This window comes from Vibrio sp. Vb0667, from assembly GCF_033391095.1.
Genome location: NZ_JAWPOL010000008.1, coordinates 14803 through 36998 on the forward strand (window position 1 = coordinate 14803; position 22196 = coordinate 36998).

Consider the following 22196-nt stretch of genomic DNA (forward strand, 5'->3'; position numbering starts at 1 on the left):
CCTTATACAATTGGTCTGCGGCGATAGAATAACAGCCCTGGAACCGCAAGACCAACAGCTAAACCTGCAATAATAAACATGGCCTTAAGAAAGTTTTCCATACAGGTTGCGACAAGCTCGGGTGAGTAGCCAACATGATTGATCTCTACCATAGCGATCATTGCTTTGTACGCAAACACACCCGGCACCATCGGGATCAAAGCAGCCACAGTAAACACTTTTGGATGCGCGAGAAAACGGTGAGACCAGTACACACCAATCATCCCAACTAACGTCGCGGCAAAAAAGGTTGCCCACTCAATAGGAATGCCAAACTGCATCATCAAGTAGCGGCTACCATGACCAATCGCGCCACCAACAGCGCAATACACTAAGGCTCTTTGTGGCACGTTAAAAACCAATGCAAATCCTACGGCGGGAATCGCCGCAAAAAACATGTCATTCAAAAGGCCAAACATCAAATCAAATAAACTCATTAGATAGCCCACCCCCAAATTCCAGTTACACTCATCGCAGCAACGATCCCCAAACATGTCGCCAACGTTAGTAAACTAGCCATCACAAATCGAGCAATGCCCATATTAATGTGGCCTTTCAACATATCTGCGACAGAGTTAATGAGTGGGAAACCAGGTACAAGCATTAATACCGACGATGCCATTGCTACGGTAGGTAGATTACCGATTTGGTAAATTTCCGCCTGTGCTGAAATTAAGGTAGTCACAAAAGCGGTCGCAGCAAAGTTCAATAGAGGGTTGAAATGACGATGACCAATTTCTTGGCGAACGATCATGCCACCAGCTGAAGCTAAAAAGGTCATGATGAATACTCCCCAATCACCACCAGCAAGATGACTGAATGCCGCACAAGACAAGCCAATCATAAACACCACCAACCAGCGGTTATAACGCTCTGGACTGATAGCGTTCAGCTTTTTCTGCGCCATGGTTGAATCGAGCAAACCACGTTCCATCATGATACAGATTCGTTGAATTTGCGTAATAACGCGCATATTGATGCCACGATCAGCGCAGCTTCGGGTGGTGGTGATGCAATGCCCATCCATTACCGTCGTCACAACCAATGCATTAGCTGATAGTGCTACCGCAACTTCATTCACCCCACAAGCAAGGCCAATACGACGCATAATATCGCTCACAAGAGTACTTTCAGCACCATGAGCGAGTAGCATTTGTCCGGCTTGGGCGACAAGACGAGAAATCGATCGTTGAGTAGATACCGCCAACTCTCTATGCGGTATGGTTTCTAGAGTCATAAATAAGTCTAATTCCTTTTAGGGTGTTACTCATTCATACGCGCGAGGGCCAAACTAACCCTCAAAAAACACGACGTATCGGTTATTGTGCCGTAAATCACATCACCTAAATATGATTTAGATACAAAAAAAGCCGCAATAAATAATTGCGGCTTAATGAATTATAGGCAAACAGGCATTGTTTGACCGTTCTGATTAGTCACGAACGTAGACAACGTGACCGTCATCTTCTTCATCGTCCCAGTCATCCCAATCGTCGTCGTCATCTTCAGTGATAACGTCTTTACCCGCCATCGCATCTTTATGGTAATCATCCCACATGAAGTTAACTTTATCTTCTTCAGCCACTTCTTCCTCTTCGCGAGGTAGGTTATCCATAAAGTCAGCCAGTTTGTAACAAAGCTCTTTAGTACCGTTACGATTGATCGCCGAGATCTTAAAGTACTCGTCTTCCCAACCTAGTGCGTCTAAGATTTCTTGGATCTTCTCATTCGCTTCTTCTTCAGGCATTAGATCAACTTTGTTGAACACTAACCAGCGCGGCTTACTTGCCAGTTTTTCGCTGTATTGTTCTAATTCATCAATGATCGTCAATGCATTTTGCACCGGATCGGACTGATCAATTGGCATAATATCGATCATGTGCAGCAACACTCGACAACGCTCTAAGTGCTTCAAGAATCGAATACCAAGGCCAGCGCCATCTGCTGCACCCTCGATCAAACCAGGGATGTCTGCAACAACAAAACTTTTCTCTGGTACGACACTTACGACACCCAAGCTTGGGATCAACGTCGTGAATGGGTAATCAGCGACTTTCGGTTTTGCTGCTGATACTGCGCGGATAAAGGTTGATTTACCAGCATTAGGTAGACCAAGCATACCCACATCAGCAAGAAGCAATAGCTCAAGGCGAATTTCGCGTACTTCACCCTTTGTACCCAATGTTCTCTGACGAGGCGCGCGGTTTACTGAAGATTTGAAACGCGTGTTACCTAGACCGTGCCAACCGCCTTTTGCGATCATCACTTTCTTACCGTGTTCAGCAACTTCCGCCACGATTTCATTTGTGTGGATATCCACAGCGCGCGTACCCACAGGTACACGAAGAACAATGTCTTTACCACGCTTACCTGTACAGTTACCACCGCGACCGTTTTCACCACGCTCAGCTTCGTAGAAGCGCTGGAAACGGTAATCAATCAGGGTATTTAGGTTTTCATCGGCTTGGATATAAACATCACCACCGTCACCGCCATCACCGCCATCAGGGCCACCTTTAGTGATGAATTTTTCACGCCAGAAACTGACAACGCCACTACCGCCATCACCAGCCTGAACTTTTACTACCGCTTCATCTACGAACTTCATCTTTTACTCCGACTACTTCGTGCGTGGATTAAATCTTACTATGTCATCCGACAATTTTAGCAGATGACAGATCTAAGCTCCCAGATTCAAATCGCTTAGGATCTTAGCGAGAAACTTCGATATGTCGACTGCCACAAATAAAAAACCCCGCCGATTCGGCAGGGCTTTTGAATTCAGCTTAAAGCTATTAAGTAATTTGGTTAAAAACCTAATTACTCAGCTTCGATGCTTACAAACTTACGGTTCTTAGGACCTTTCACTTCGAACTTCACTTTACCTTCAGTAAGAGCGAATAGAGTGTGGTCTTTACCGATACCTACGTTGTTACCAGCGTGGAACTTAGTACCACGTTGACGAACGATGATGTTACCTGCAAGTACAGATTCACCACCGAAACGCTTAACACCTAGACGTTTGCTTTCTGAATCGCGGCCGTTACGAGTAGAACCACCAGCTTTTTTGTGTGCCATTGTTAAACTCTCCTAATAGATTAAGCGTTGATACCAGTGATCTTCACTTCAGTGAACCACTGACGGTGACCCTGTTGCTTACGAGAGTGCTTACGACGACGGAACTTAACGATTTTAACTTTATCGCCACGACCGTGTTGTACAACTTCAGCAACAATTTTGCCGCCCTCTACAAGAGGAGCACCAACTTTGATGTCTTCGCCGTTAGCAACAAGAAGAACTTTATCAAATTCTACAGTTGCACCAGTTTCAACGTCTAATTTCTCTAAACGAAGAGTTTGACCTTCGCTTACACGGTGTTGTTTACCACCAGATTGGAAAACAGCGTACATATTTTACTCCGCTTTTTCCGCACAGCCTTTCTTGAGGGTGTGCGCTAAACTAATCATCAATAGGGCGCAGATTCTACAGAATAGATGCTCCTATGACAAGCCATATTTTGAAAAAATTGGCGAAAAGCTAATCGCCAAAGAAAAGTGCGGCAATCATGCCCTTTAGTAATGTATTAATCAACGTTTTTTAGTGTATTATTCGACAATTATATAAATCGAATAAGCCTTGCAGGGTCTAACTTCAGCCGGATATACGATGGATTTTAAAACTATCCAAGCGCTTACTGCCGATGACATGGCAAAAGTGAATGAAACAATTCAAGCCCAACTTAATTCTGATGTCTCTTTAATCAACCAGCTCGGTTTTTATATCGTGAGTGGTGGAGGCAAACGTCTAAGACCGCTTTTAGCGATACTGTCAGCCCGTGCACTTGGTTACCAAGGCAATGGTCATACAATGGCAGCTGCGTTTATTGAGTTCATCCATACAGCGACTTTGCTGCATGATGACGTGGTAGATGAATCAGACATGCGCCGTGGTAAAGCCACTGCGAATGCAGCATTTGGCAATGCGGCTAGCGTATTAGTTGGGGACTTTATCTATACACGCTCATTTCAGATGATGACAGAACTAGGATCCATGAAGATCCTTAAACTAATGAGCAATGCCGTAAACGTGATCGCCGAAGGTGAAGTACAGCAGTTGATGAACTGTAACGACCCTGACACGACAGAAGAAAGCTACATGCAAGTCATCTACTCTAAGACTGCGCGCTTATTTGAATCCGCAACTCAAATCGGTGCAATCTTAAATGATGCTCCTGAGCATGTTGAAATCGCAATGCAAAATTACGGTAAGTATCTAGGCACTGCGTTTCAGCTCATTGATGACGTCATGGATTACACTTCTGATGGCGAAGACATGGGTAAAAATGTGGGTGATGACTTGGCCGAAGGCAAGCCAACTTTACCTCTACTCCATGCTATGCGTAATACCACACCAGAAAACTCAATCATGATTCGTGAAGCGATTGAGAAAGCAAATGGCATGGATCGCTTAGAAGAAATTCTTGCGGTCATGAAAGAAGCAGGCTCTCTGGAATACACAACGCAAAAAGCTCTAGAAGAAGCAGACAAAGCAATCGCAGAACTATCAGTGTTGCCAGAGTCTGAATACAAACAAGCGCTTGTTACTCTGGCTCATGTCGCGGTACAACGCACGAAGTAATCAATAGTTACCCATAACGCAAGACTTATAGCAAAAAGGAAGAGCATGCTCTTCCTTTTTTACGTTTGATACCTAATGACGACGCCGGAGGCGCTAGTAATATCTGTCACTACCGCCATGCAGTTGTGGATCATCTTCTATTTCATCAAAGCTAACGGCGAGCTGCTGTTCAGTCCCTTGTTTGGACAACAATACCGTCTCTGCTTCATGGTCGACCACTAATATCGTACCGACGCCTTGTTGGCACTCAACAACCATGCCTTTACGGATTCGACTCGCTTCCATCATCTTCTCCTTCACTACGTGGTTTTATTCGACCATTTTTACGAAGTTGAGAAATCAAGGATCAAAAAAGCCGATCAAAATGATCGGCTTTCTTCTTATATAGGCTTTCTAGATTACTTTGCGAATTCAACACCAATGTTGATGTCGCCATTTAGTGTTTCTAGCATACCGTCTAATGCAGACTTTTCGTAATCACTGAGTTTGCCGTAGCTTAGTACTTCTTCAACGCCTTCTTTACCCAGTTTCACAGGTTGCGCGAAGTAAGTCGCGTGTTCGCCGTCGCCTTCAACGTAAGCGCACTCAACTACGCCTTCTTCACCTTGAAGAGCACGAACCAGAGACAGACCAAAGCGACATGCAGCTTGGCCCATTGATAGTGTTGCACTACCACCACCCGCTTTCGCTTCTACAACTTCAGTACCTGCATTTTGAATACGTTTCGTTAATGCTTCTACTTCTTCAGCTGTAAACTCAACACCTTCTACTTGAGACAGTAGAGGTAAGATCGTTACGCCAGAGTGACCACCGATTACTGGCACGCGAACGTCACCTGGATCTTTGTCTTTTAGCTCAGCAACAAACGTTTCTGAACGGATAACATCCAACGTTGTTACACCAAATAGACGACGCTTATCATAAACACCCGCTTTTTTAAGAACTTCAGCAGCAATTGGCACTGTTGTATTTACAGGGTTTGTGATGATACCAACACAAGCTTTCGGACAAACAACCGCAATCTTCTCCGCTAGCGATTTAACGATACCAGCGTTTACATTAAATAGATCCGCACGATCCATACCTGGCTTACGCGCAACACCAGCAGAAATTAGCACAACATCCGCGCCTTCTAGTGCTGGAGTAGGATCTTCACCAGCGTAACCTTTGATAGAAACTGGCGTAGGGATGTGGCTAAGATCAGCGGCCACACCAGGAGTTACTGGAGCAATATCATATAGGGCTAGATCAGAACCAGCAGGAAGACGGTTCTTAAGTAGAAGGGCCAGGGCTTGACCGATGCCACCAGCGGCACCAATAACGGCTACTTTCATGTAGTTCTCCTTGAGAGTATTTCTCTTATAAACGTATTCGTAGGGTAGTTTGTAACCAACTTAAATAAAGCTATCGGAATCACAACTTGATTACAATCAATTAACGCTAGCTTTGCGACCTCGCGCAACTCGCTGTTACCGTGCTACAAATGGGGCCTGGATTATTCTTTTATTCTGTTGAAATGACAAGGAATTCAAGAAAACAGATACAGCCCTACTTCAGCGCGCTAAAGAATTCTATGTGGTATATAGTTTACAGTGACGCATCTAACATAATACTGGGACTCTTTGGCACCGCCTGAATATATATGCGAGAATATGCAAAATTGCTGACCCGTAATAAGAGATTTGTAATGACTATGCGCAATTCAGAAAAACAAGACAACTTAGTTCGCGCCTTTAAAGCCCTGTTAAAAGAAGAAAGCTTTGGCTCACAGGGCGAGATTGTTGACGCACTCAAACAGCAAGGGTTTGAGAGTATCAACCAATCTAAAGTCTCACGTATGCTGACTAAATTTGGCGCCGTCCGTACGCGCAATGCAAAAATGGAAATGGTTTACTGTCTTCCTGCTGAGCTAGGTGTCCCAACAGTCAGCAGCTCTCTGCGTGAACTGGTACTAGACATCGATCGTAACGCAGCGTTAGTAGTAATTCACACCGGCCCAGGTGCAGCACAGTTGATTGCTCGCTTGCTTGATTCACTCGGTAAATCCGAAGGTATTCTTGGTGTTGTCGCAGGTGACGATACCATTTTCATTACGCCAACCATGGCAATTACGACTGAGCAACTCTTCAAATCAGTGTGCGAGCTGTTCGAATATACTGGTTAAGTTCTATAAAGCTTCAATCAGCTAACTCATTGTGGGTTATAAAAGAAGTCTCATTTTGTAGCCCATAATTTATGTAAATTTTTTGCTTACTCCGCTCATTCTTTAACCATCCGTTTTGTGATTAACATCACGCAATTGATCTTTTTCATTTCAGTCACTAAATGTTAATTAAGTAATTGTTATAAAAAGAATTAAATCACAAATTGAATCCTATCCCCTGATACAAAATTCAGACTTATCAACTATAACATTTAACAATTGGATAATTTTCTGCCAATTTTTTGTTATGATTCGCTCGCTTTTTCAAACGATTGGATTGAAAAAGGTGCCGTTTCCAAATAGGAAACTCCAGAAGTGATTTATGGTTATTTCCGGGTAAATAATGAATATAAGGAAGGGAAATTCATGGCATTTAACAAACTTCTCAAAGTAGGCGCTATCGCTGCAGCCGTAATGGGCGCAGGCGCAGTTAACGCTCAAGAGTTTATTACCATCGGTACTGGCTCTGTGACTGGTGTTTACTACCCAACTGGTGGTGCTATCTGTAAGTTGGTAAATAAAGGTCGTAAAGACCACAACATCCGTTGTTCAGTAGAATCAACTGGTGGCTCAATTTACAACGTTAACACTATCCGTGCAGGCGAATTAGATTTTGGTATCGTGCAATCGGATTGGCAGTACCACGGCTACAACGGTACGAGCAAGTTTGAAGAACAAGGCCCGTACAAGAAGCTACGCGCAATGTTCTCTCTTCATACAGAACCTTTCAACATCATTGCGCGTGCAGATTCAGGTATTGAAAACGTTGAAGACCTGAAAGGTAAGCGCGTAAACATCGGTAATCCAGGCTCTGGTGACCGTGCAACGATGGGCGTTGTCATGGAAGCGATGGGTTGGACAAACGACAGCTTCAAATTGGCGTCTGAGCTAAAAGGCTCTGAACGCTCTCAGGCACTTTGTGATAACAAAATTGACGCCTTCATTTACATGGTCGGCCACCCGAACGGTTCAATCAAAGAAGCAACCACATCATGTGATGCGAAGCTAGTTTCAGCAACAGGCCCTAAAATCGATAAAATTGTTGCCGACAACCCATACTACGCCTTTAGCTCAGTACCGGCTGGTATGTACCGCGGTACAGACAAAGACGTAAACAGCTTTGGTGTTGCAGCAACAATGGTAACGACCTCTGATGTTTCAGACGATGTCGCTTACAACGTGGCAAAAGCTGTGTTTGAAAACTTTGATACCTTCAAACGTCTACACCCTGCATTCGCAAACTTGAAGAAAGAAGACATGGTAAAAGCTGGTCTTTCTATTCCTCTTCACCCAGGTGCAGAAAAATACTACAAAGAAATGGGTCTAATTAAGTAATTTCCTCAGACTCTACATACAGGCAGGAAAGAATATTTTCTGCCTGTTTGAGCATACAGGTTGTAGCACGTTCTAACTGTATGCTTCATTCGCCAGTTTTCTTCTGAAAACTGCGAGCTCATACCCAAGAAAACTTAAACGCCGCCTAACAGAGTATCCAACAATCAACACTTTGAGTTCAGGCAGCAAAATACTCGAAAGCAAACTTCGCTCCATTCACTACACTGATAGAGGCGAAGTGTGGTTCTCGATAAAAATCAGACAGGACCATCAATAATAAGGAAAAAGTACATGGCGACGAATCAAGCTCCGTCACAAGATGTGCAAGAAATGGTGGCTCAGGCAGACACAGGTGCACGTAGCCCTTCGGGAATGCAAGGACGAATCCTTTGGTTTGTTCCTCTGTGTTGGTCACTATTTCAATTATGGTACGCATCCCCGTTACCATTTATTTTCAATTTTGGCGTACTGAACGACACGGAAGCGCGATCTATCCACCTTACTTTCGCGATCTTTTTGGCTTTCACTGCTTATCCAGCGATGAAGAATTCTCCTCGCGATCATATCCCTCTTGTTGATTGGATACTCGCGTTGGCTGGCAGCTTTTCAGCAGCCTATATATACCTTTTTTATACCGAGCTAGCAGGACGCTCAGGCGCACCGACAACGGTTGATATCGTTGTTGCTGTTATCGGTATGCTCCTCCTTTTAGAAGCAACACGCCGAGCACTTGGTCCACCATTAATGGTCGTGGCTGCTGTTTTCCTTACTTACACCTTTGCAGGCCCTTACATGCCTGACGTTATCGCGCACAAAGGGGCAAGCTTGAACAAGGCCATGTCTCACTTGTGGCTAACAACAGAAGGCGTTTTTGGGGTTGCGCTAGGTGTTTCTACCTCTTTTGTCTTCTTGTTTGTATTGTTTGGAGCAATGCTGGAACGCGCTGGTGCCGGTGCTTACTTCATTAAAGTTGCCTTCTCGTTGCTTGGCCATATGAAAGGTGGTCCAGCTAAAGCGGCCGTTGTTGCATCAGGTTTATCTGGTCTGGTTTCTGGTTCTTCAATCGCAAACGTAGTAACAACTGGCACCTTTACCATTCCACTGATGAAGCGTGTTGGCTTTCCCGGCACAAAAGCGGGTGCGGTAGAGGTAGCGGCTTCAACCAATGGTCAGTTAACACCGCCAATCATGGGTGCAGCAGCATTTTTGATGGTGGAATACGTCGGTATCTCCTACGTTGAGGTGATTAAAGCTGCCCTACTTCCAGCGCTAATCTCTTATATTGCTTTAATTTACATTGTTCACCTTGAAGCATGTAAAGCAGGCATGACAGGCCTTCCTCGTCGCCACAACCCAACACTAGTACAAAGTCTGCTGTCCTTTACTGGCACAATCTTAGGATTGTGTGTGATCAGCGCATTGGTTTACTACGGAGTGGGTTGGACAAAGGACGTCTTTGGTGATGCCGCGACACCAATTGTTACCGTCGCACTATTAATCGCGTACGTTGGGTTGGTGAAAGTCTCAGCAAATCACGTGCAAGATGGCGCAATTGAGATTGATGCAGAATTAACAGAAGTACCTGATCCTGGCCCAACCGTTAAGTCAGGCTTGCACTACCTACTCCCTATCGTCGTATTAGTTTGGTGTTTGACTGTCGAACGTTTCTCACCTGGCCTTTCGGCATTCTGGGCAACGGTGTTCATGATTTTCATTTTGCTTACTCAACGTCCGTTGATTGCACTGCTGTCAAAGCAAGGTGACATGCTTCAGCAAACCAAAGATGGCTTTGTCGATCTTGCCGAGAGCTTAGTTTCTGGTGCGCGTAATATGATTGGTATCGGCGTTGCAACCGCGGCAGCGGGCACCGTTGTTGGTGTTGTTACACTAACGGGTATCGGCCTAGTGATGACCGACTTCGTCGAGTTTATCTCTGGTGGCAGTATCATTCTTATGCTGCTGTTTACCGCCATCATTAGCTTGGTTCTGGGGATGGGTCTGCCAACAACGGCGAACTACATCGTGGTCTCTACGCTAATGGCGCCGGTTATTGTTACGCTCGGCGCGGCGCATGGCTTGATTATTCCGTTGATAGCGGTGCACTTGTTCGTTTTCTACTTTGGTATTTTGGCCGACGATACCCCACCTGTAGGTCTTGCAGCTTTTGCAGCAGCCGCAATTGCGAAATCAGATCCAATTCGTACCGGTATCCAAGGTTTTACTTACGATATTCGAACCGCTATTTTGCCGTTCATGTTTGTGTTCAATACCCAGTTATTGTTAATGGGGATCGACTCTTGGTGGCATTTGGCACTCACGGTCATCTCATCGATCATTGCAATGCTGATATTCTCTGCGGCAACTCAAGGGTGGTGGTTCACGCGTAACAAGTGGTGGGAAACAGTCCTATTATTAGTACTGACGTTTTCGTTTTTCCGTCCAGGTTTTTGGTGGGACATGCTGTACCCAGCGAAAGTTCTTTCTCCTGGCGTTGAGGTAGCTCAAATCACGGAAACACTAAATGTAGGAGAATCATTGGAGTTACGTGTTGCCGGTGAAAACCTTGAGGGCGACTACATTGAGAAAACGGTTCGTCTTCCATTCGAAGACAGTGCGACAACAGCAGACGCACGTATTTCATCTATGGGTCTGATGCTGACCGAAAGTGACAAAAAAATGATTGTCGATATGGTTGAATTTGGTAGTCCAGCAGAGTCCGCAGGTATCGACTTTGATTGGGAAATCAAGTGGGTTATCCAGGATGCAGACCGTCCGATGAAAGAGTGGGTGTTTGTACCATGCTTAATGATTTTGCTGGTGCTTGCCATGAACCAAAAACGTCGTGCTCGTAAGGAACAATTGAGCGCATAACCGATTTGGCCCCGAGGATAAAGGGGCCTTAATGAGAGACATTGAATGTACAAACAAATTCTTGTTCCGGTTGATCTAAATGACCAAGGCTTTTCAGACCGAGCGGTTGAACTAGCGGTTTGGCAGGCAAAGCAAGCAAATGCTCAAATCCATCTTCTGACGGTACTACCTGGTATTCACATGTCGATGGTTGCCACATACTTTCCGAAAGATGCTGCGGCCAAAATGAAGCAAGACGTGAAGCAGCAACTAAAAACTTTCGCTAATGAGCATATTGCTGAAGATGTGGTTTACCAAGTGCATGTTGCTGAAGGCAAGGCCTACGCGACCATTCTTGATTATGCAGAACGTTTAGGCGCTGATCTCATCATTATGCCAAGTCACAAGCGCTCTAAAATCAATAAAGTAATGCTTGGCTCTGTCGCGAGTAAGGTTGTGGAATATTCTCCAATCAATGTGATGGTCGTAAAACCGCAAGGCTAAGTAAATACAGAAACGAAAAAGGACGCTAACATTAGCGTCCTTTTTATATTAAACAAGTAAGGGTTATGCCATCACTGGGTAATCGGTATAACCTTCTGCTCCACCCAAATAAAAGTGTTCTGGTTTCGCCTCATTAAAAGGTGCATTTTTCTTAAATCGCTCAACTAAATCTGGGTTTGCGATAAAGGGAACGCCAAATGCGACCACATCAACTTTGTTTTCTGCAATTGCTGTTGCCGCTTCTTGTGCACTGTAGCCCACGTTCGCCATTAAGTGACCTTTATAGTTTTCGCGTGCTGGCTTGAGAACATCTGCTTTTTGTACGCCTTTCAGATCCGCACGCATCACGTGCCAATAAGCAAGATCGAAAGAATTAAGTTGCTCTGCTAAGTAACGCACCAAGCCAACTGGATCACTGTCTTTCATGTCATTAAATCCATTTAGCGGAGATGTACGCAGACCGACTCTTCCGGGTCCCCACACCTCAACGACTTCTTTCACTATCTCAAGTAAAAATCGAGCACGATTTTCAACCGAGCCACCGTATTCATCGGTACGTAAATTTGAGCCGTCACGAAGGAAGTTATCAATAAGATAACCATTGGCGCCATGTATCTCGACCCCATCAAAGCCGGCTTTCTTGGCGTTTTCTGCACCTTGTTTAAACGCCGCAACAATGGAAGCTATCTCATCCACTTCGAGTGCTCGTGGTACCGTATATGCTTGCTTACCCGAAGGGGTATGGACTAATTCATCACGAATGGCCAATGCGCTCGCCGCTACAGGTGTTTTTCCTTCATTCAGATCAGGATGACAAGCTCGTCCCGCATGCCAAATTTGCAGTACAATCTTACCGCCTCTCTCATGAACCGCATCCGTTACCTTTTTCCAAGCTGCGATTTGCTCTTCGTTGTAAATGCCCGGCTCTGCCATGAAAGCAGACGTACCTTCCATCACCATGGTGCATTCAGCAATGATAAGTCCGGCACTCGCACGTTGAGCGTAGTATTCAACCATAAGGTCATTAGGAATATGGTCTGCGCCAGCACGAGCTCGCGTTAAAGGCGCCATAATGGCACGGTTATCTAATACTAATTGACCGAGTTCGATAGGAGAAAATAAGTCTACAGAGTTGGACATGTTGTTTACCTCAAATGACAATAACTTGATGGCTAAGGATGAGGTGCCAGACTATAATCAGATTAATATTGAAACAATATGGATAATTGAAAGTGATTGTTCGCAATTTAGAAACAATTGACTTTAGAACGCTTTCTATCTTTGTCACAAGCTGTCGACTACTGAGCTTAACCAAGTGCGCGCTGGAGTTAAACCTACCAAAATCTACTGTTAGCAAAGCCATAACCAAACTCGAACAACACTTTGAAGCCAAACTGCTAGAGCGCACAACCCGAAAGTTAGTGATCACCGAAGCTGGCCAAATGGTTTTAGAGCGTGCTGCAAGCTTAGTTGAGGAATTCCACTCAATTGGCCATGACGTTCAGGAGATGGAACAACAGATCCAAGGCCGGCTGCGTATTTCCGCGCCACCAGCGTTGGATGCGTATATGGCGGAGCACATCTTTTTGCCATTTTTAAAACAATGGCCAAAAGTACAAATTGCGTTAGAAGCATCGAACGATTTTGTTGATCTCTTTTCACACGGCTTTGATATGGCAATTCGAGTCGGTCAGATAGTTGATGATCGATTGATCGCAAAAAAATTAGGCTATACCACTCGAGTTCTGGCTGCTAGCCCTGAGTATTTAGCTGAGTTCGGCGTACCTGAAACGCCAGAAGATCTGACAAAACACAACTGTTTGAGGTATCAATATGTTTCAGAAATAGGGCCTTGGACGCTGATCTCACACGATAATACCGTCAATGTTTCAATAACCAGTAACTTCTCAAGTACAACTGTAGAAGCAATATTGAAAGGCGCACTTAAAGGACTAGGCATCGCTAACTTACCTGTGCAAAACATGACGCAAGAGCTAGAAAGTGGCACCTTAGTCAGAGTGTTGCCGCAATGGCACACGGTACCAATGCCTATTTATCTAGTCTATCGTCCTGGAGCAAACCGCCCACGGCGCGTACAAGCAATGATTGACCATATCATGAGCTTAAGATCTCAATTTGAATTTGGCCCTAGGCATGGTTTGTGTTGCGGAGAAGCATAACCTAGCAACTATCAGGCACTAGCATGCGGCTCGGATAAATGCCGCAAGCTTCTCACTAGCATGCTGTTCACTCAATGCAGACATATCACCCGCGGCTTCCACTTTACCATCTGCCACAAACACAAAGTGGCTGGCAATCGCTTTGGCATCGCTTAAATTGTGCGTGACCATCAATACGGTTATTCCCCGCTCTGCTGCGAGTTTTTTTACCAAGCTCAGCATCTCTTCACGCAACACCGGATCAAGCGCCGAGAACGGCTCATCCAATAGCCACATGGGATGAGGCTGAACAAAACAACGCGCTAAGGCAACACGTTGACGCTGGCCACCAGAAAGATGCTCTGGCAAACGGTCGAGGTACTCTGCAACACCAACTTGCTGCGCGGCTTGTTCAATCTGACGATTTTGGTCCACCGTAAGCTTTAGCCCTGGGTGTAAGCCCAAACCGATGTTGTCACGCACCGATAAGTGAGCAAACAAATTGTGCTCTTGGAACAACATAGAGAACGGACGCAGATAAGGCTCTTTACGCACAATGGACTCACCATCAACACAAATATCACCACGGTCAGGATGGATGAATCCTGCCACCAACGCCAGCAAGGTTGACTTCCCTGCCCCACTTGGTCCCATCAGCGACACAATCTGTCCTTGCTCAATCGTTAAGTCAAAACGAAACAGTTCACGTTGGTAGGTGTACTGCACATCATCCAACACTAACATTACGCTCTCTCCTTCGTTTTCAATACTTTCTCAATCAAGGCAAAACAGCCCACACTCAACAACAATAGGGTCACCGATACCACCGCAGCTGCGTCCATCTGATAGCTGCCAAGCAGCTGGAATAAATACAGAGGTAAAGTGCGGAACTCTTGTCCGCCAAACAACGCAATAGCACTTAAATCGCCAATCGCAAACATAAAGCTGATCGCAAACGCATGTGCAAACGGCTTGCGTAGCGCCTGCCACTCCACCACTTTAAACCGTTGCCAGCCACGCATGCCTAAGCTGGCACATACATACTGATACTGTTGTTCAATGTGCAGCATTGGCTGCGCTAGCGTTTTGATCACGTAAGGCAAAGCCATCAAACCGTTCACCAAAATCACGACAAAAAATGCCAAGCTAAAAACATCGGTAAATGCGCGCAGTAGTAAGAATAAACCGGTGCTAATCACCAGACCTGGAGTCACCAAAATAACGGTGCCGATTAACTCAATCTGATCGGCTCGCGTGTTTTTGTACTGCAACCGCCAACGGCGACTGGTCAATAGTATGGACACCCCTGCAGCGACCGCAAGCGCGCTAGCGACACAGGCGACTTTGAGGGAGTTCAATAGCGCAGACCAAAAACGCTCATCGGTTAATACTGTCCAAACTTGTTGGTTGATGCCACTCAGTAACACCATCAATAACGGCGGTATTACCAGTAAAAAGGCACCTATGATCCAAAAGCTATCCCAAGCTTTTGACCACCCATGATCCTTCGTTAAATATTGCTGTACCGATGTGCTTCCAGCACTGATAGAAACAGGCCTTGTTAACTTCTGCACTCCAATAGCAAGCAGTCCACATAACAGCATCTGCCACAGCGCCAATAACGCCCCAGCTTGTAAATCAAAATCAAACTTAATCGCTTGGTAAATGGCCAATTCAATGGTGGTGGATTTTGGCCCGCCCCCCAACGCCATTACAGTGGCAAAACTGGTAAAGCACAACATAAACACCAACCCACAAACGTGGGGAAGCTGCTGCCTTAAACGCGGCCATTCTACCCAACGAAACTTATCCCAATGGCTCATCCCAAGATGCGCGCAAAGCTTATGCTGCTCGGCAGGAATAGACTCCAAGGCTTGCAGAAGCAATCGTGCCGCGTAAGGTAAATTAAAGAACACATGGGCGAGTAAAATGCCGTTCAAACCGTAAATAGAGAATGGCAGTTTAGTGTCGAAACTTTGCAACCACTGCGCCAACAAACCACTGTTGCCATAAATCGCTAACAGCCCAAAAACACCAACCAAAACCGGCAAAACCAGTGTCGATGCAAACAGCTTAAGCAGTAATGATTTACCAATAAATTGGCGACGCGAAAGTGCGTGCGCTACTGGAATGGCAAAGCCAACACTGAGCAATGTGGAAAGAAACGCTTGGTAGAAACTGAACTTGGTGACATGTTGATAGTACGGGTCGCCCCATACCACAGACACATCAAGTGAAGGGGCTTGAACAATCAAAGCACCTAGGGCAGAAATAACAAAGGTCGCGATGATCATCGCGACCCCTAAACCTATTTTTGGAACAGAATTCAAAGGTAAAACCTATCTCATTCAGATGAGGGTGGAAACGTCAGCTAAAACGTCAATGCGCTTTGCCATTCGCGAATCCAAGACTTACGCATTTTTGCCACTTCATCAGCACTAAAGCTCAACGACTTGCTTGGAACACTCAAAGTTTCAAAACCTTTAGGTAACTCAACGTCAGTGACTGGGTACATCCAGTTACCCGTTGGCATCGCCGATTGGAACTCATCACTTAAAATGAAACTCATAAATTGATCAGCAAGTTCTGAATTTTTTGCCCCTTTCACTTTGGCGGCGACTTCAACTTGCATGTAGTGGCCTTCAGCAAAACTCGCCGTAGCAAACTTCGAATCGTTTTCCGCAATTAAGTGGTACGCAGGTGAAGTGGTGTAAGAAAGCACTAAATCGGACTCACCATTGAGGAACATAGAATACGCCTCAGACCAACCTTTCGTGACCGTTACGGTTTTGCTCGCTAGCTTCTGCCACGCTTGCGTCACATCGTCGCCATAAATAGATTTCATCCATAGCATTAAGCCTTGGCCCGGCGTTGAAGTCCGCGGATCTTGGTAAATCACTTTCAGATCGTCGCGCGTTTCCACCAGCTCTTTCATGCTTTTCGGCGGATTAGCCAGTTTCTCTTTGTTGTACACAAACGCGAAGTAGCCGTAATCGTACGGTACAAACGTCGTGTCACTCCAACCGTTTGGTAACACTGTGTTAGCCGTATCCACATTGTGCTCGGCAAGCAGACCGGTTTTCTTCGCTTCTGCCATCAGATTGTTATCCAAACCTAACACGATGTCGGCTTTGCTATTACCGCCTTCAAGACGAAGACGATTCAGGATCGACACACCATCGTCTAATGCCACGAAGTTAACGTCACAGCCACATTTTGCTTCAAAAGCTTGCTCGATTTTAGGACCCGGCCCCCAATCTGCGGCAAAAGAGTCGTAGGTATAGATGGTTAATGTGTTTTCAGCGGCAAACGCTGAAGTAGAGGTGATTGCAGCTAAGGCAATCAGATTTAGAGTGGTTTTCACTGCTCGCTCTCCATGAGTATTTCAGAGAAATAAGTTGAGCGGCACAGGGTTTGAGGCGGCTATTAAGGATTTCCAATATCCAGACTCAATTCCTACGCCAGCATTATCTGGTTCAGGTAATACGGGTCCCTAGTAAAGCACTTAGGTCTCAGCGCCCAAATGCATTGATTGACTCAATGCAAAATGGGTTTGCTCCCCGATGAGTTGGATGGATTGTAAAGGTATTTGAGTGGTTACACAATCAGCTCACGAGCGCTGGTCATAGCCCCAACGAGGCACCAAACCTTGCTCAATACCTAAGTGGTCGAGAATTCTCGCCACCATAAAATCCACTAAGTCTTCAATGCTCTTTGGCTGATGGTAGAAGCCCGGGGCCGCTGGCATGATGGTGACGCCCATTTGCGATAGCTTGTGCATGTTCTCCAGATGTAGCGTTGAAAATGGCGTTTCACGAACCACGAGCAACAGCTGCCCGCGCTCTTTCATTACCACATCAGCGGCCCGTTCGATCAAGTTGTCCGACATACCGTGTGCTATGGCTGCAACGCTTCCCGCAGAACATGGGCAAACCACCATTTGCTTTGGTGCAGCAGAACCAGACGCAACCGGCGAGAACCAATCATCTTTACCGCAAACGGTGATGTTATTTCGATTGCAGTTCAGGTGCTCTACCAATGCTTGCTGCGCCGCTTCTGGGCCACTTGGTAGCTTAAGATTATGCTCGGTTGCCATCACAACACGAGCCGCCGAAGAAATCAGAACGTAGACATGATAATCCGCCGCAACCAAGCATTCTAAAAGACGAAGGCCGTAGGGAGCACCAGAAGCACCCGTTAATGCCAACGTGATGGCTTTTTTATGAGAGGGTTGTGTTTTGTTTTGCATATCAATCAGGCTTTTTGTTTTAACTGCTCAAGAAGTTTTCCGTGAATACCACCAAAGCCACCGTTGCTCATGACTAGAATTTGGTCACCTGGTCGCGCACGTTCGACGATCTTGGCTACAAAGTTATCTATATCCGCATCGACAAACGCTGGCTGTGTGCATTGGTCGGCAATGTCTTGCACAGACCACTCGATATTATCTGGCTGGAACAAGAAGACTTCATCTGCACTGTGTAGTGACTCTGCAAGTGTGTTTTTGTGTACGCCACGCTTCATGGTGGCAGAACGCGGCTCTAACACTGCTAGGATGCGTTTTTCACCTACCTTGTTACGCAAACCACCGACAGTAAGTTCAATTGCCGTTGGGTGATGCGCAAAATCATCGTAAACCGTCACACCTTGTTCTTCACCTTTCAGCTCTAAACGGCGCTTGGTATTGATGAAACGCCCTAATACTTGGCAAGCAAGATCCGGAGTGACTCCAACATGTCGTGCAGCAGCGATTGCCATCAGCGCATTATCCACATTGTGGTCACCCACCAAATTCCATTCGACGGTACCAACCTTCTCGCCTTGCAACGCAACGTCAAATTTTGAGCCATCAAGCACTAATTTGTGCGCTTGCCAGTCACCATTCTCACCAGAGAACTGTTTTTCAGTCCAGCAGCCACGCTCTAATACATCCGCTAACGCCTGATCTTTTCTCGGCGCTAAGATCAATCCATTGCCCGGTACAGTTCGCACTAAATGATGGAATTGGCGCTTGATCGCTTCTAGATCATCGAAGATATCAGCATGATCAAACTCAAGATTGTTCATGATTAAAGTGCGAGGATGGTAATGCACAAACTTAGAACGCTTATCGAAAAAAGCACTGTCATATTCGTCCGCTTCAACGACAAAAAACATACTTTCACCCAAACGAGCAGACACTCCGAAGTTACCGAGTACCCCACCGACTAAGAAACCCGGTTGATAACCACAATCTTCAAGTATCCAAGCAAGCATGCTCGACGTGGTCGTTTTCCCATGTGTACCCGATACCGCCAATACCCAACGATCATGCAGCAAAAACTCGTTGAGCCACTGCGGGCCAGAGGTGTAACGCATGTTAGTGTTGAGCACATGCTCGACACAAGGGTTGCCACGGCTCATCGCATTACCAATCACCACAAGATCTGGTTGAGGGTCGAGTTGAGACGGGTCAAAGCCTTCAATAATTTCAATACCTTGAGACTCAAGCAGTGTGCTCATTGGCGGATAAACGTTGGCATCAGAACCAGTGACTTTATGTCCTAATTGGCGCGCTAGAATCGCTGCGCCGCCCATAAATGTGCCACAGATACCCAAGATATGAATGTGCATAAACTAAACCTTGTAATGCGTTTTTTAATGCTTTCATTATCGCGATTACCGCCTGAAAAGCGAGTGACTTTAGCCTTCTTCTTGCAGTCCCTTTCACAAATATGACAAGGTTGAACACAGACTGTACAACCTCTTGCTTACTGATGAATCCCTCAAACAAGTCTACAAATAAATTGAGATCTCAAACAGTTACTTCATTACCATTAAAAAGATCTGCGACTTAAACTTACATCCAGCGCAATCGTTTAACATTCATAAAGAGATGCTCACTTGCGCACTACCCCCAATAAAATGAAAATGTAAGGATTAACCATGTCAGGACTGCGCACCCTAGGCGAGTTCATTGTCGAAAAACAAGCGGATTTCCCCCACGCTAGCGGTGATCTATCATCCCTTTTAGCCTCCATTCGTTTAGCTGCAAAAATCGTTAACCGCGAAATCAACGCAGCGGGTCTCGGTGATATCACTGGTGCTGTAGGCACGGAAAATGTCCAAGGTGAAGATCAGCAAAAGCTCGATGTTTACGCGAACGATAAGTTCAAAGCCGCGCTTGAAGCTCGTGATCAAGTGTGTGGCGTTGCCAGTGAAGAAGAAGACGAAGCAGTTGCGTTCAATAAAGAACTCAACCAAAACGCCAAATATGTAGTACTGATGGACCCACTTGATGGTTCTTCTAACATCGATGTGAACGTCTCTGTTGGTACTATCTTCTCGATTTACCGTCGTGTTTCTCCAATCGGTACTCCACCAACTGAAGAAGACTTCCTACAACCTGGTCACAAGCAAGTGGCTGCGGGCTACGTGATTTACGGCTCCTCCACCATGTTGGTATACACAACTGGTAACGGCGTAAACGGCTTTACTTACGACCCATCTATCGGCAGCTTCTGTCTTTCTCATGAAAACATGATGATTCCTGATGATGGTAAGATCTACTCCATCAACGAAGGTAATTACATTCGTTTCCCTCAAGGGGTGAAGAAGTACATCAAGTACTGCCAAGAAAACGTGCCAGAAGACGGTCGCCCATACACTTCTCGCTACATTGGCTCGCTGGTTGCTGATTTCCACCGCAACCTACTGAAAGGTGGTATCTACCTTTACCCAAGCACACAAAGCCACCCACAAGGCAAGCTACGCCTGCTTTACGAATGTAACCCTATGGCATTCCTCATTGAGCAAGCTGGCGGCATTGCATCGGACGGCGTGAATCGCATAATGGACATCAAGCCTACTGAGTTGCACCAGCGTGTACCTTTCTTTGTGGGTTCGAAGAACATGGTTCGCAAAGTTGAAGAGTTCCTTGAACTGCACCGCGACGAAGAATAATTTCAGACCTTTGTCCAACGCGGCAGGTGTTTACCTGCCGCGTTTTTGTCGCTAAAGTGAAACGCGAATTTATCATCAGATGAAGCCGCTTTTGTGTGACTCATCGTTAATGAAAAGGAATATTCTAATGAGCTTAAACCATGTACCAGCAGGCAAGTCGCTGCCTGAAGATATCTATGTCGTTATCGAAATTCCTGCAAATGCAGATCCAATCAAGTACGAAGTAGATAAAGACTCTGGTGCTGTATTTGTCGACCGTTTCATGTCTGCACCAATGTTCTACCCATGCAACTATGGCTACGTGAACAATACCCTGTCGCTTGATGGCGATCCAGTCGACGTATTGGTACCAACACCATACCCACTCATGCCAGGTTCAGTCATTCGCTGCCGTCCTGTTGGCGTTTTGAAGATGACAGATGAATCGGGTGAAGATGCAAAAGTGTTTGCGGTTCCCCACTCAAAAATCTCGAAAGAGTACGAGCACATCCAAGATGTGGACGATATCCCAGAACTACTGAAAGCGCAGATCACGCAATTCTTTGAGCGTTACAAAGAGCTTGAAGCAGGCAAATGGGTGAAAGTGGATGGGTGGGCAGATGTTGCTGCCGCTAAAGCTGAGATCCTAGAATCTTACGAGCGAGCTCAGAAAAAATAAGCATCACTGCTGATACAAAATTAAAAAGAGCTGCTCTAGGGCAGCTCTTTTGCTTTCATCTTACCTGTGTCAACTAGATAGGTGCGCCTGCTGAAGACATTCGTCCAGCGTCGTAGTCATGTTGAAAGAAGGGGTCAACATCATCACAAATGCCAAAATACGGACGCCCGATAACACCGAGCATATAAGCACTTTGCTCACAATACTCTTGCTTGCCTTGCTGGTAACCCGCTTGATAAGCCATTATCAGTTCTGGCGTCGCATGGTTAACATCATCCAGCTTCGCAATTCGCTCCTCAGATAACTCCCGTAATCCATCTAAAGCTGACTGCTTACCAAACACTTGCCAATCGGTCACATTATTCGAAGTCGGTAGTGTTGTTTGTGCGCATGCAGCAAGAAGCAACGCCATTACTCCAATTACGAATGCTTTCATCGTGACTCCTTAGTGTTTAGCTCGTTGCTATTGATAATGTCAGTATAGCTCACACCTTTTGACACCAATCTCCGGAAGCGATTTCTTCGGTTAACTGCTCAGTATCTTGATATAAGTAGATCCAAGCTTGGCCAAAAGGCGTAACGATGCTCTCTCGGCGATATTCCACTGGCACATCTTCTAACCTATCTAGCTCAGATAAGGTTTCATCATCAATCAGATACACTTCACCTTGAATCGAGCGTTGCCCAACAGACAACGCTGGATAAGGGCCTAAGTCATACATTGCAAATTGAGCATCCGTTTCATGTAAACCAAGAAACTGCGCCGAGCGCAAATACTGATGGTTGTACTCTCCCTTGCGTAACGTGCCGTAGACAAAAATCAAATGCTGCATAACCACTCCTTAGTCATGACTGTGTATGCTTAGGT

At 45.7% G+C, this 22196-nt stretch carries 23 protein-coding genes and 1 riboswitch; of the genes, 8 read left to right on the forward strand and 15 right to left on the reverse strand.

From position 1 onward, the window contains the following. Positions 1-2: 2 nt before the first annotated feature. From R8269_RS10455 to rplU, 5 genes are all read right to left on the reverse strand, one after another. Entirely contained in the window at positions 3-476 is a 474-nt protein-coding gene (locus R8269_RS10455) for a threonine/serine exporter family protein (RefSeq protein ID WP_005379665.1), read from the reverse strand. Continuing rightward, a complete protein-coding gene (locus R8269_RS10460; protein ID WP_065274127.1) occupies positions 476-1276 on the reverse strand; it encodes a threonine/serine exporter family protein in 801 nt (266 codons plus the stop codon). Before R8269_RS10460 ends, R8269_RS10455 begins: the two co-directional genes overlap by 1 nt. Positions 1277-1471: 195 nt before the next feature. Then, positions 1472-2647 (reverse strand): Obg family GTPase CgtA, encoded by a 1176-nt coding sequence (cgtA, locus tag R8269_RS10465; protein ID WP_005383091.1) that lies wholly within the window; start codon positions 2645-2647, stop codon positions 1472-1474. Positions 2648-2859: 212 nt separating this feature from the next. Beyond that, positions 2860-3117 carry a 50S ribosomal protein L27 gene (rpmA, locus tag R8269_RS10470; protein WP_005383095.1) on the reverse strand — a complete coding sequence of 86 codons (258 nt, stop codon included), beginning with the start codon at positions 3115-3117 and terminating at the stop codon, positions 2860-2862. 20 nt (positions 3118-3137) lie between these two features. Then, complete coding sequence (gene rplU, locus R8269_RS10475) at positions 3138-3449, reverse strand: 50S ribosomal protein L21 (RefSeq protein ID WP_005383096.1); 312 nt, start codon at positions 3447-3449, stop codon at positions 3138-3140. 256 nt (positions 3450-3705) lie between these two features. Between rplU and ispB the strand changes: the two genes are divergently transcribed. Continuing rightward, positions 3706-4677: an octaprenyl diphosphate synthase gene (gene ispB, locus R8269_RS10480; protein WP_025768368.1), complete on the forward strand. Its 972-nt coding sequence runs from the start codon at positions 3706-3708 to the stop codon at positions 4675-4677. Between the two features lie 93 nt (positions 4678-4770). On the opposite strand, the gene R8269_RS10485 is transcribed toward ispB, so the two are convergent. Further along, positions 4771-4962 (reverse strand): hypothetical protein, encoded by a 192-nt coding sequence (locus R8269_RS10485; RefSeq protein WP_005379661.1) that lies wholly within the window; start codon positions 4960-4962, stop codon positions 4771-4773. A gap of 113 nt (positions 4963-5075) precedes the next feature. Continuing rightward, positions 5076-6011, reverse strand: coding sequence for a malate dehydrogenase (gene mdh, locus R8269_RS10490; RefSeq protein WP_005379660.1), 936 nt, complete (start codon positions 6009-6011; stop codon positions 5076-5078). A gap of 359 nt (positions 6012-6370) precedes the next feature. Between mdh and argR the strand changes: the two genes are divergently transcribed. The 4 genes from argR to R8269_RS10510 all read left to right on the forward strand — a co-directional run bounded on the left by argR (position 6371) and on the right by R8269_RS10510 (position 11569). Beyond that, positions 6371-6841 (forward strand): transcriptional regulator ArgR, encoded by a 471-nt coding sequence (gene argR / locus R8269_RS10495; RefSeq protein ID WP_005379659.1) that lies wholly within the window; start codon positions 6371-6373, stop codon positions 6839-6841. Positions 6842-7246: 405 nt separating this feature from the next. Further along, the gene (locus R8269_RS10500) at positions 7247-8215 is read left to right on the forward strand and encodes a TAXI family TRAP transporter solute-binding subunit (RefSeq protein ID WP_005379657.1); all 969 of its coding nucleotides are present in this window, start codon (positions 7247-7249) and stop codon (positions 8213-8215) included. Positions 8216-8506: 291 nt separating this feature from the next. Further along, positions 8507-11086 carry a TRAP transporter permease gene (locus R8269_RS10505; RefSeq protein WP_171345715.1) on the forward strand — a complete coding sequence of 860 codons (2580 nt, stop codon included), beginning with the start codon at positions 8507-8509 and terminating at the stop codon, positions 11084-11086. Positions 11087-11131: 45 nt separating this feature from the next. Next, positions 11132-11569, forward strand: a complete 438-nt coding sequence (locus tag R8269_RS10510; RefSeq protein WP_005379654.1) for a universal stress protein — start codon at positions 11132-11134, stop codon at positions 11567-11569. Between the two features lie 63 nt (positions 11570-11632). Here the strand turns inward: R8269_RS10510 and R8269_RS10515 are convergent, their stop codons facing one another. Next, the gene (locus R8269_RS10515) at positions 11633-12709 is read right to left on the reverse strand and encodes an alkene reductase (protein WP_258476721.1); all 1077 of its coding nucleotides are present in this window, start codon (positions 12707-12709) and stop codon (positions 11633-11635) included. 92 nt (positions 12710-12801) lie between these two features. Between R8269_RS10515 and R8269_RS10520 the strand changes: the two genes are divergently transcribed. Then, the gene (locus R8269_RS10520; RefSeq protein WP_005379650.1) at positions 12802-13749 is read left to right on the forward strand and encodes a LysR family transcriptional regulator; all 948 of its coding nucleotides are present in this window, start codon (positions 12802-12804) and stop codon (positions 13747-13749) included. Between the two features lie 18 nt (positions 13750-13767). Here R8269_RS10520 and thiQ read toward each other — a convergent pair whose 3' ends face one another. The 5 genes from thiQ to mpl form a co-directional block, all read right to left on the reverse strand. Further along, complete coding sequence (gene thiQ / locus R8269_RS10525; RefSeq protein ID WP_318222527.1) at positions 13768-14472, reverse strand: thiamine ABC transporter ATP-binding protein; 705 nt, start codon at positions 14470-14472, stop codon at positions 13768-13770. Continuing rightward, positions 14472-16058 carry a thiamine/thiamine pyrophosphate ABC transporter permease ThiP gene (gene thiP, locus R8269_RS10530; protein WP_017820277.1) on the reverse strand — a complete coding sequence of 529 codons (1587 nt, stop codon included), beginning with the start codon at positions 16056-16058 and terminating at the stop codon, positions 14472-14474. Before thiP ends, thiQ begins: the two co-directional genes overlap by 1 nt. A gap of 41 nt (positions 16059-16099) precedes the next feature. Then, entirely contained in the window at positions 16100-17092 is a 993-nt protein-coding gene (gene thiB, locus R8269_RS10535; protein ID WP_025768363.1) for a thiamine ABC transporter substrate binding subunit, read from the reverse strand. 72 nt (positions 17093-17164) lie between these two features. Then, a riboswitch (TPP riboswitch) is annotated at positions 17165-17301 on the reverse strand. 37 nt (positions 17302-17338) lie between these two features. Further along, on the reverse strand, positions 17339-17977 hold the full coding sequence (locus R8269_RS10540; RefSeq protein ID WP_005379640.1) for a flavin prenyltransferase UbiX: 639 nt from the start codon (positions 17975-17977) through the stop codon (positions 17339-17341). Positions 17978-17982: 5 nt separating this feature from the next. After that, a complete protein-coding gene (gene mpl, locus R8269_RS10545) occupies positions 17983-19341 on the reverse strand; it encodes a UDP-N-acetylmuramate:L-alanyl-gamma-D-glutamyl-meso-diaminopimelate ligase (RefSeq protein WP_138938991.1) in 1359 nt (452 codons plus the stop codon). A gap of 312 nt (positions 19342-19653) precedes the next feature. Between mpl and fbp the strand changes: the two genes are divergently transcribed. Beyond that, complete coding sequence (gene fbp / locus R8269_RS10550) at positions 19654-20670, forward strand: class 1 fructose-bisphosphatase (protein ID WP_005383114.1); 1017 nt, start codon at positions 19654-19656, stop codon at positions 20668-20670. 127 nt (positions 20671-20797) lie between these two features. Further along, a complete protein-coding gene (gene ppa, locus R8269_RS10555; RefSeq protein ID WP_005379635.1) occupies positions 20798-21328 on the forward strand; it encodes an inorganic diphosphatase in 531 nt (176 codons plus the stop codon). A 73-nt stretch (positions 21329-21401) separates the two neighbouring features. Here ppa and R8269_RS10560 read toward each other — a convergent pair whose 3' ends face one another. Next, the gene (locus R8269_RS10560) at positions 21402-21764 is read right to left on the reverse strand and encodes a DUF2799 domain-containing protein (RefSeq protein ID WP_017633454.1); all 363 of its coding nucleotides are present in this window, start codon (positions 21762-21764) and stop codon (positions 21402-21404) included. Between the two features lie 49 nt (positions 21765-21813). After that, complete coding sequence (locus R8269_RS10565) at positions 21814-22161, reverse strand: gamma-glutamylcyclotransferase (protein WP_025768359.1); 348 nt, start codon at positions 22159-22161, stop codon at positions 21814-21816. Positions 22162-22196 lie beyond the last annotated feature (35 nt).

Coding starts and splice junctions, on each gene's coding strand:
- R8269_RS10455 (WP_005379665.1), bottom strand. CDS start 476: ATGAGTTTATTTGATTTGATGTTTGGCCTTTTGAATGACATGTTTTTT.
- R8269_RS10460 (WP_065274127.1), bottom strand. CDS start 1,276: ATGACTCTAGAAACCATACCGCATAGAGAGTTGGCGGTATCTACTCAA.
- cgtA (WP_005383091.1), bottom strand. CDS start 2,647: ATGAAGTTCGTAGATGAAGCGGTAGTAAAAGTTCAGGCTGGTGATGGC.
- rpmA (WP_005383095.1), bottom strand. CDS start 3,117: ATGGCACACAAAAAAGCTGGTGGTTCTACTCGTAACGGCCGCGATTCA.
- rplU (WP_005383096.1), bottom strand. CDS start 3,449: ATGTACGCTGTTTTCCAATCTGGTGGTAAACAACACCGTGTAAGCGAA.
- ispB (WP_025768368.1), top strand. CDS start 3,706: ATGGATTTTAAAACTATCCAAGCGCTTACTGCCGATGACATGGCAAAA.
- R8269_RS10485 (WP_005379661.1), bottom strand. CDS start 4,962: ATGGAAGCGAGTCGAATCCGTAAAGGCATGGTTGTTGAGTGCCAACAA.
- mdh (WP_005379660.1), bottom strand. CDS start 6,011: ATGAAAGTAGCCGTTATTGGTGCCGCTGGTGGCATCGGTCAAGCCCTG.
- argR (WP_005379659.1), top strand. CDS start 6,371: ATGCGCAATTCAGAAAAACAAGACAACTTAGTTCGCGCCTTTAAAGCC.
- R8269_RS10500 (WP_005379657.1), top strand. CDS start 7,247: ATGGCATTTAACAAACTTCTCAAAGTAGGCGCTATCGCTGCAGCCGTA.
- R8269_RS10505 (WP_171345715.1), top strand. CDS start 8,507: ATGGCGACGAATCAAGCTCCGTCACAAGATGTGCAAGAAATGGTGGCT.
- R8269_RS10510 (WP_005379654.1), top strand. CDS start 11,132: ATGTACAAACAAATTCTTGTTCCGGTTGATCTAAATGACCAAGGCTTT.
- R8269_RS10515 (WP_258476721.1), bottom strand. CDS start 12,709: ATGTCCAACTCTGTAGACTTATTTTCTCCTATCGAACTCGGTCAATTA.
- thiQ (WP_318222527.1), bottom strand. CDS start 14,472: ATGTTAGTGTTGGATGATGTGCAGTACACCTACCAACGTGAACTGTTT.
- R8269_RS10540 (WP_005379640.1), bottom strand. CDS start 17,977: ATGCAAAACAAAACACAACCCTCTCATAAAAAAGCCATCACGTTGGCA.
- mpl (WP_138938991.1), bottom strand. CDS start 19,341: ATGCACATTCATATCTTGGGTATCTGTGGCACATTTATGGGCGGCGCA.
- fbp (WP_005383114.1), top strand. CDS start 19,654: ATGTCAGGACTGCGCACCCTAGGCGAGTTCATTGTCGAAAAACAAGCG.
- ppa (WP_005379635.1), top strand. CDS start 20,798: ATGAGCTTAAACCATGTACCAGCAGGCAAGTCGCTGCCTGAAGATATC.
- R8269_RS10560 (WP_017633454.1), bottom strand. CDS start 21,764: ATGAAAGCATTCGTAATTGGAGTAATGGCGTTGCTTCTTGCTGCATGC.
- R8269_RS10565 (WP_025768359.1), bottom strand. CDS start 22,161: ATGCAGCATTTGATTTTTGTCTACGGCACGTTACGCAAGGGAGAGTAC.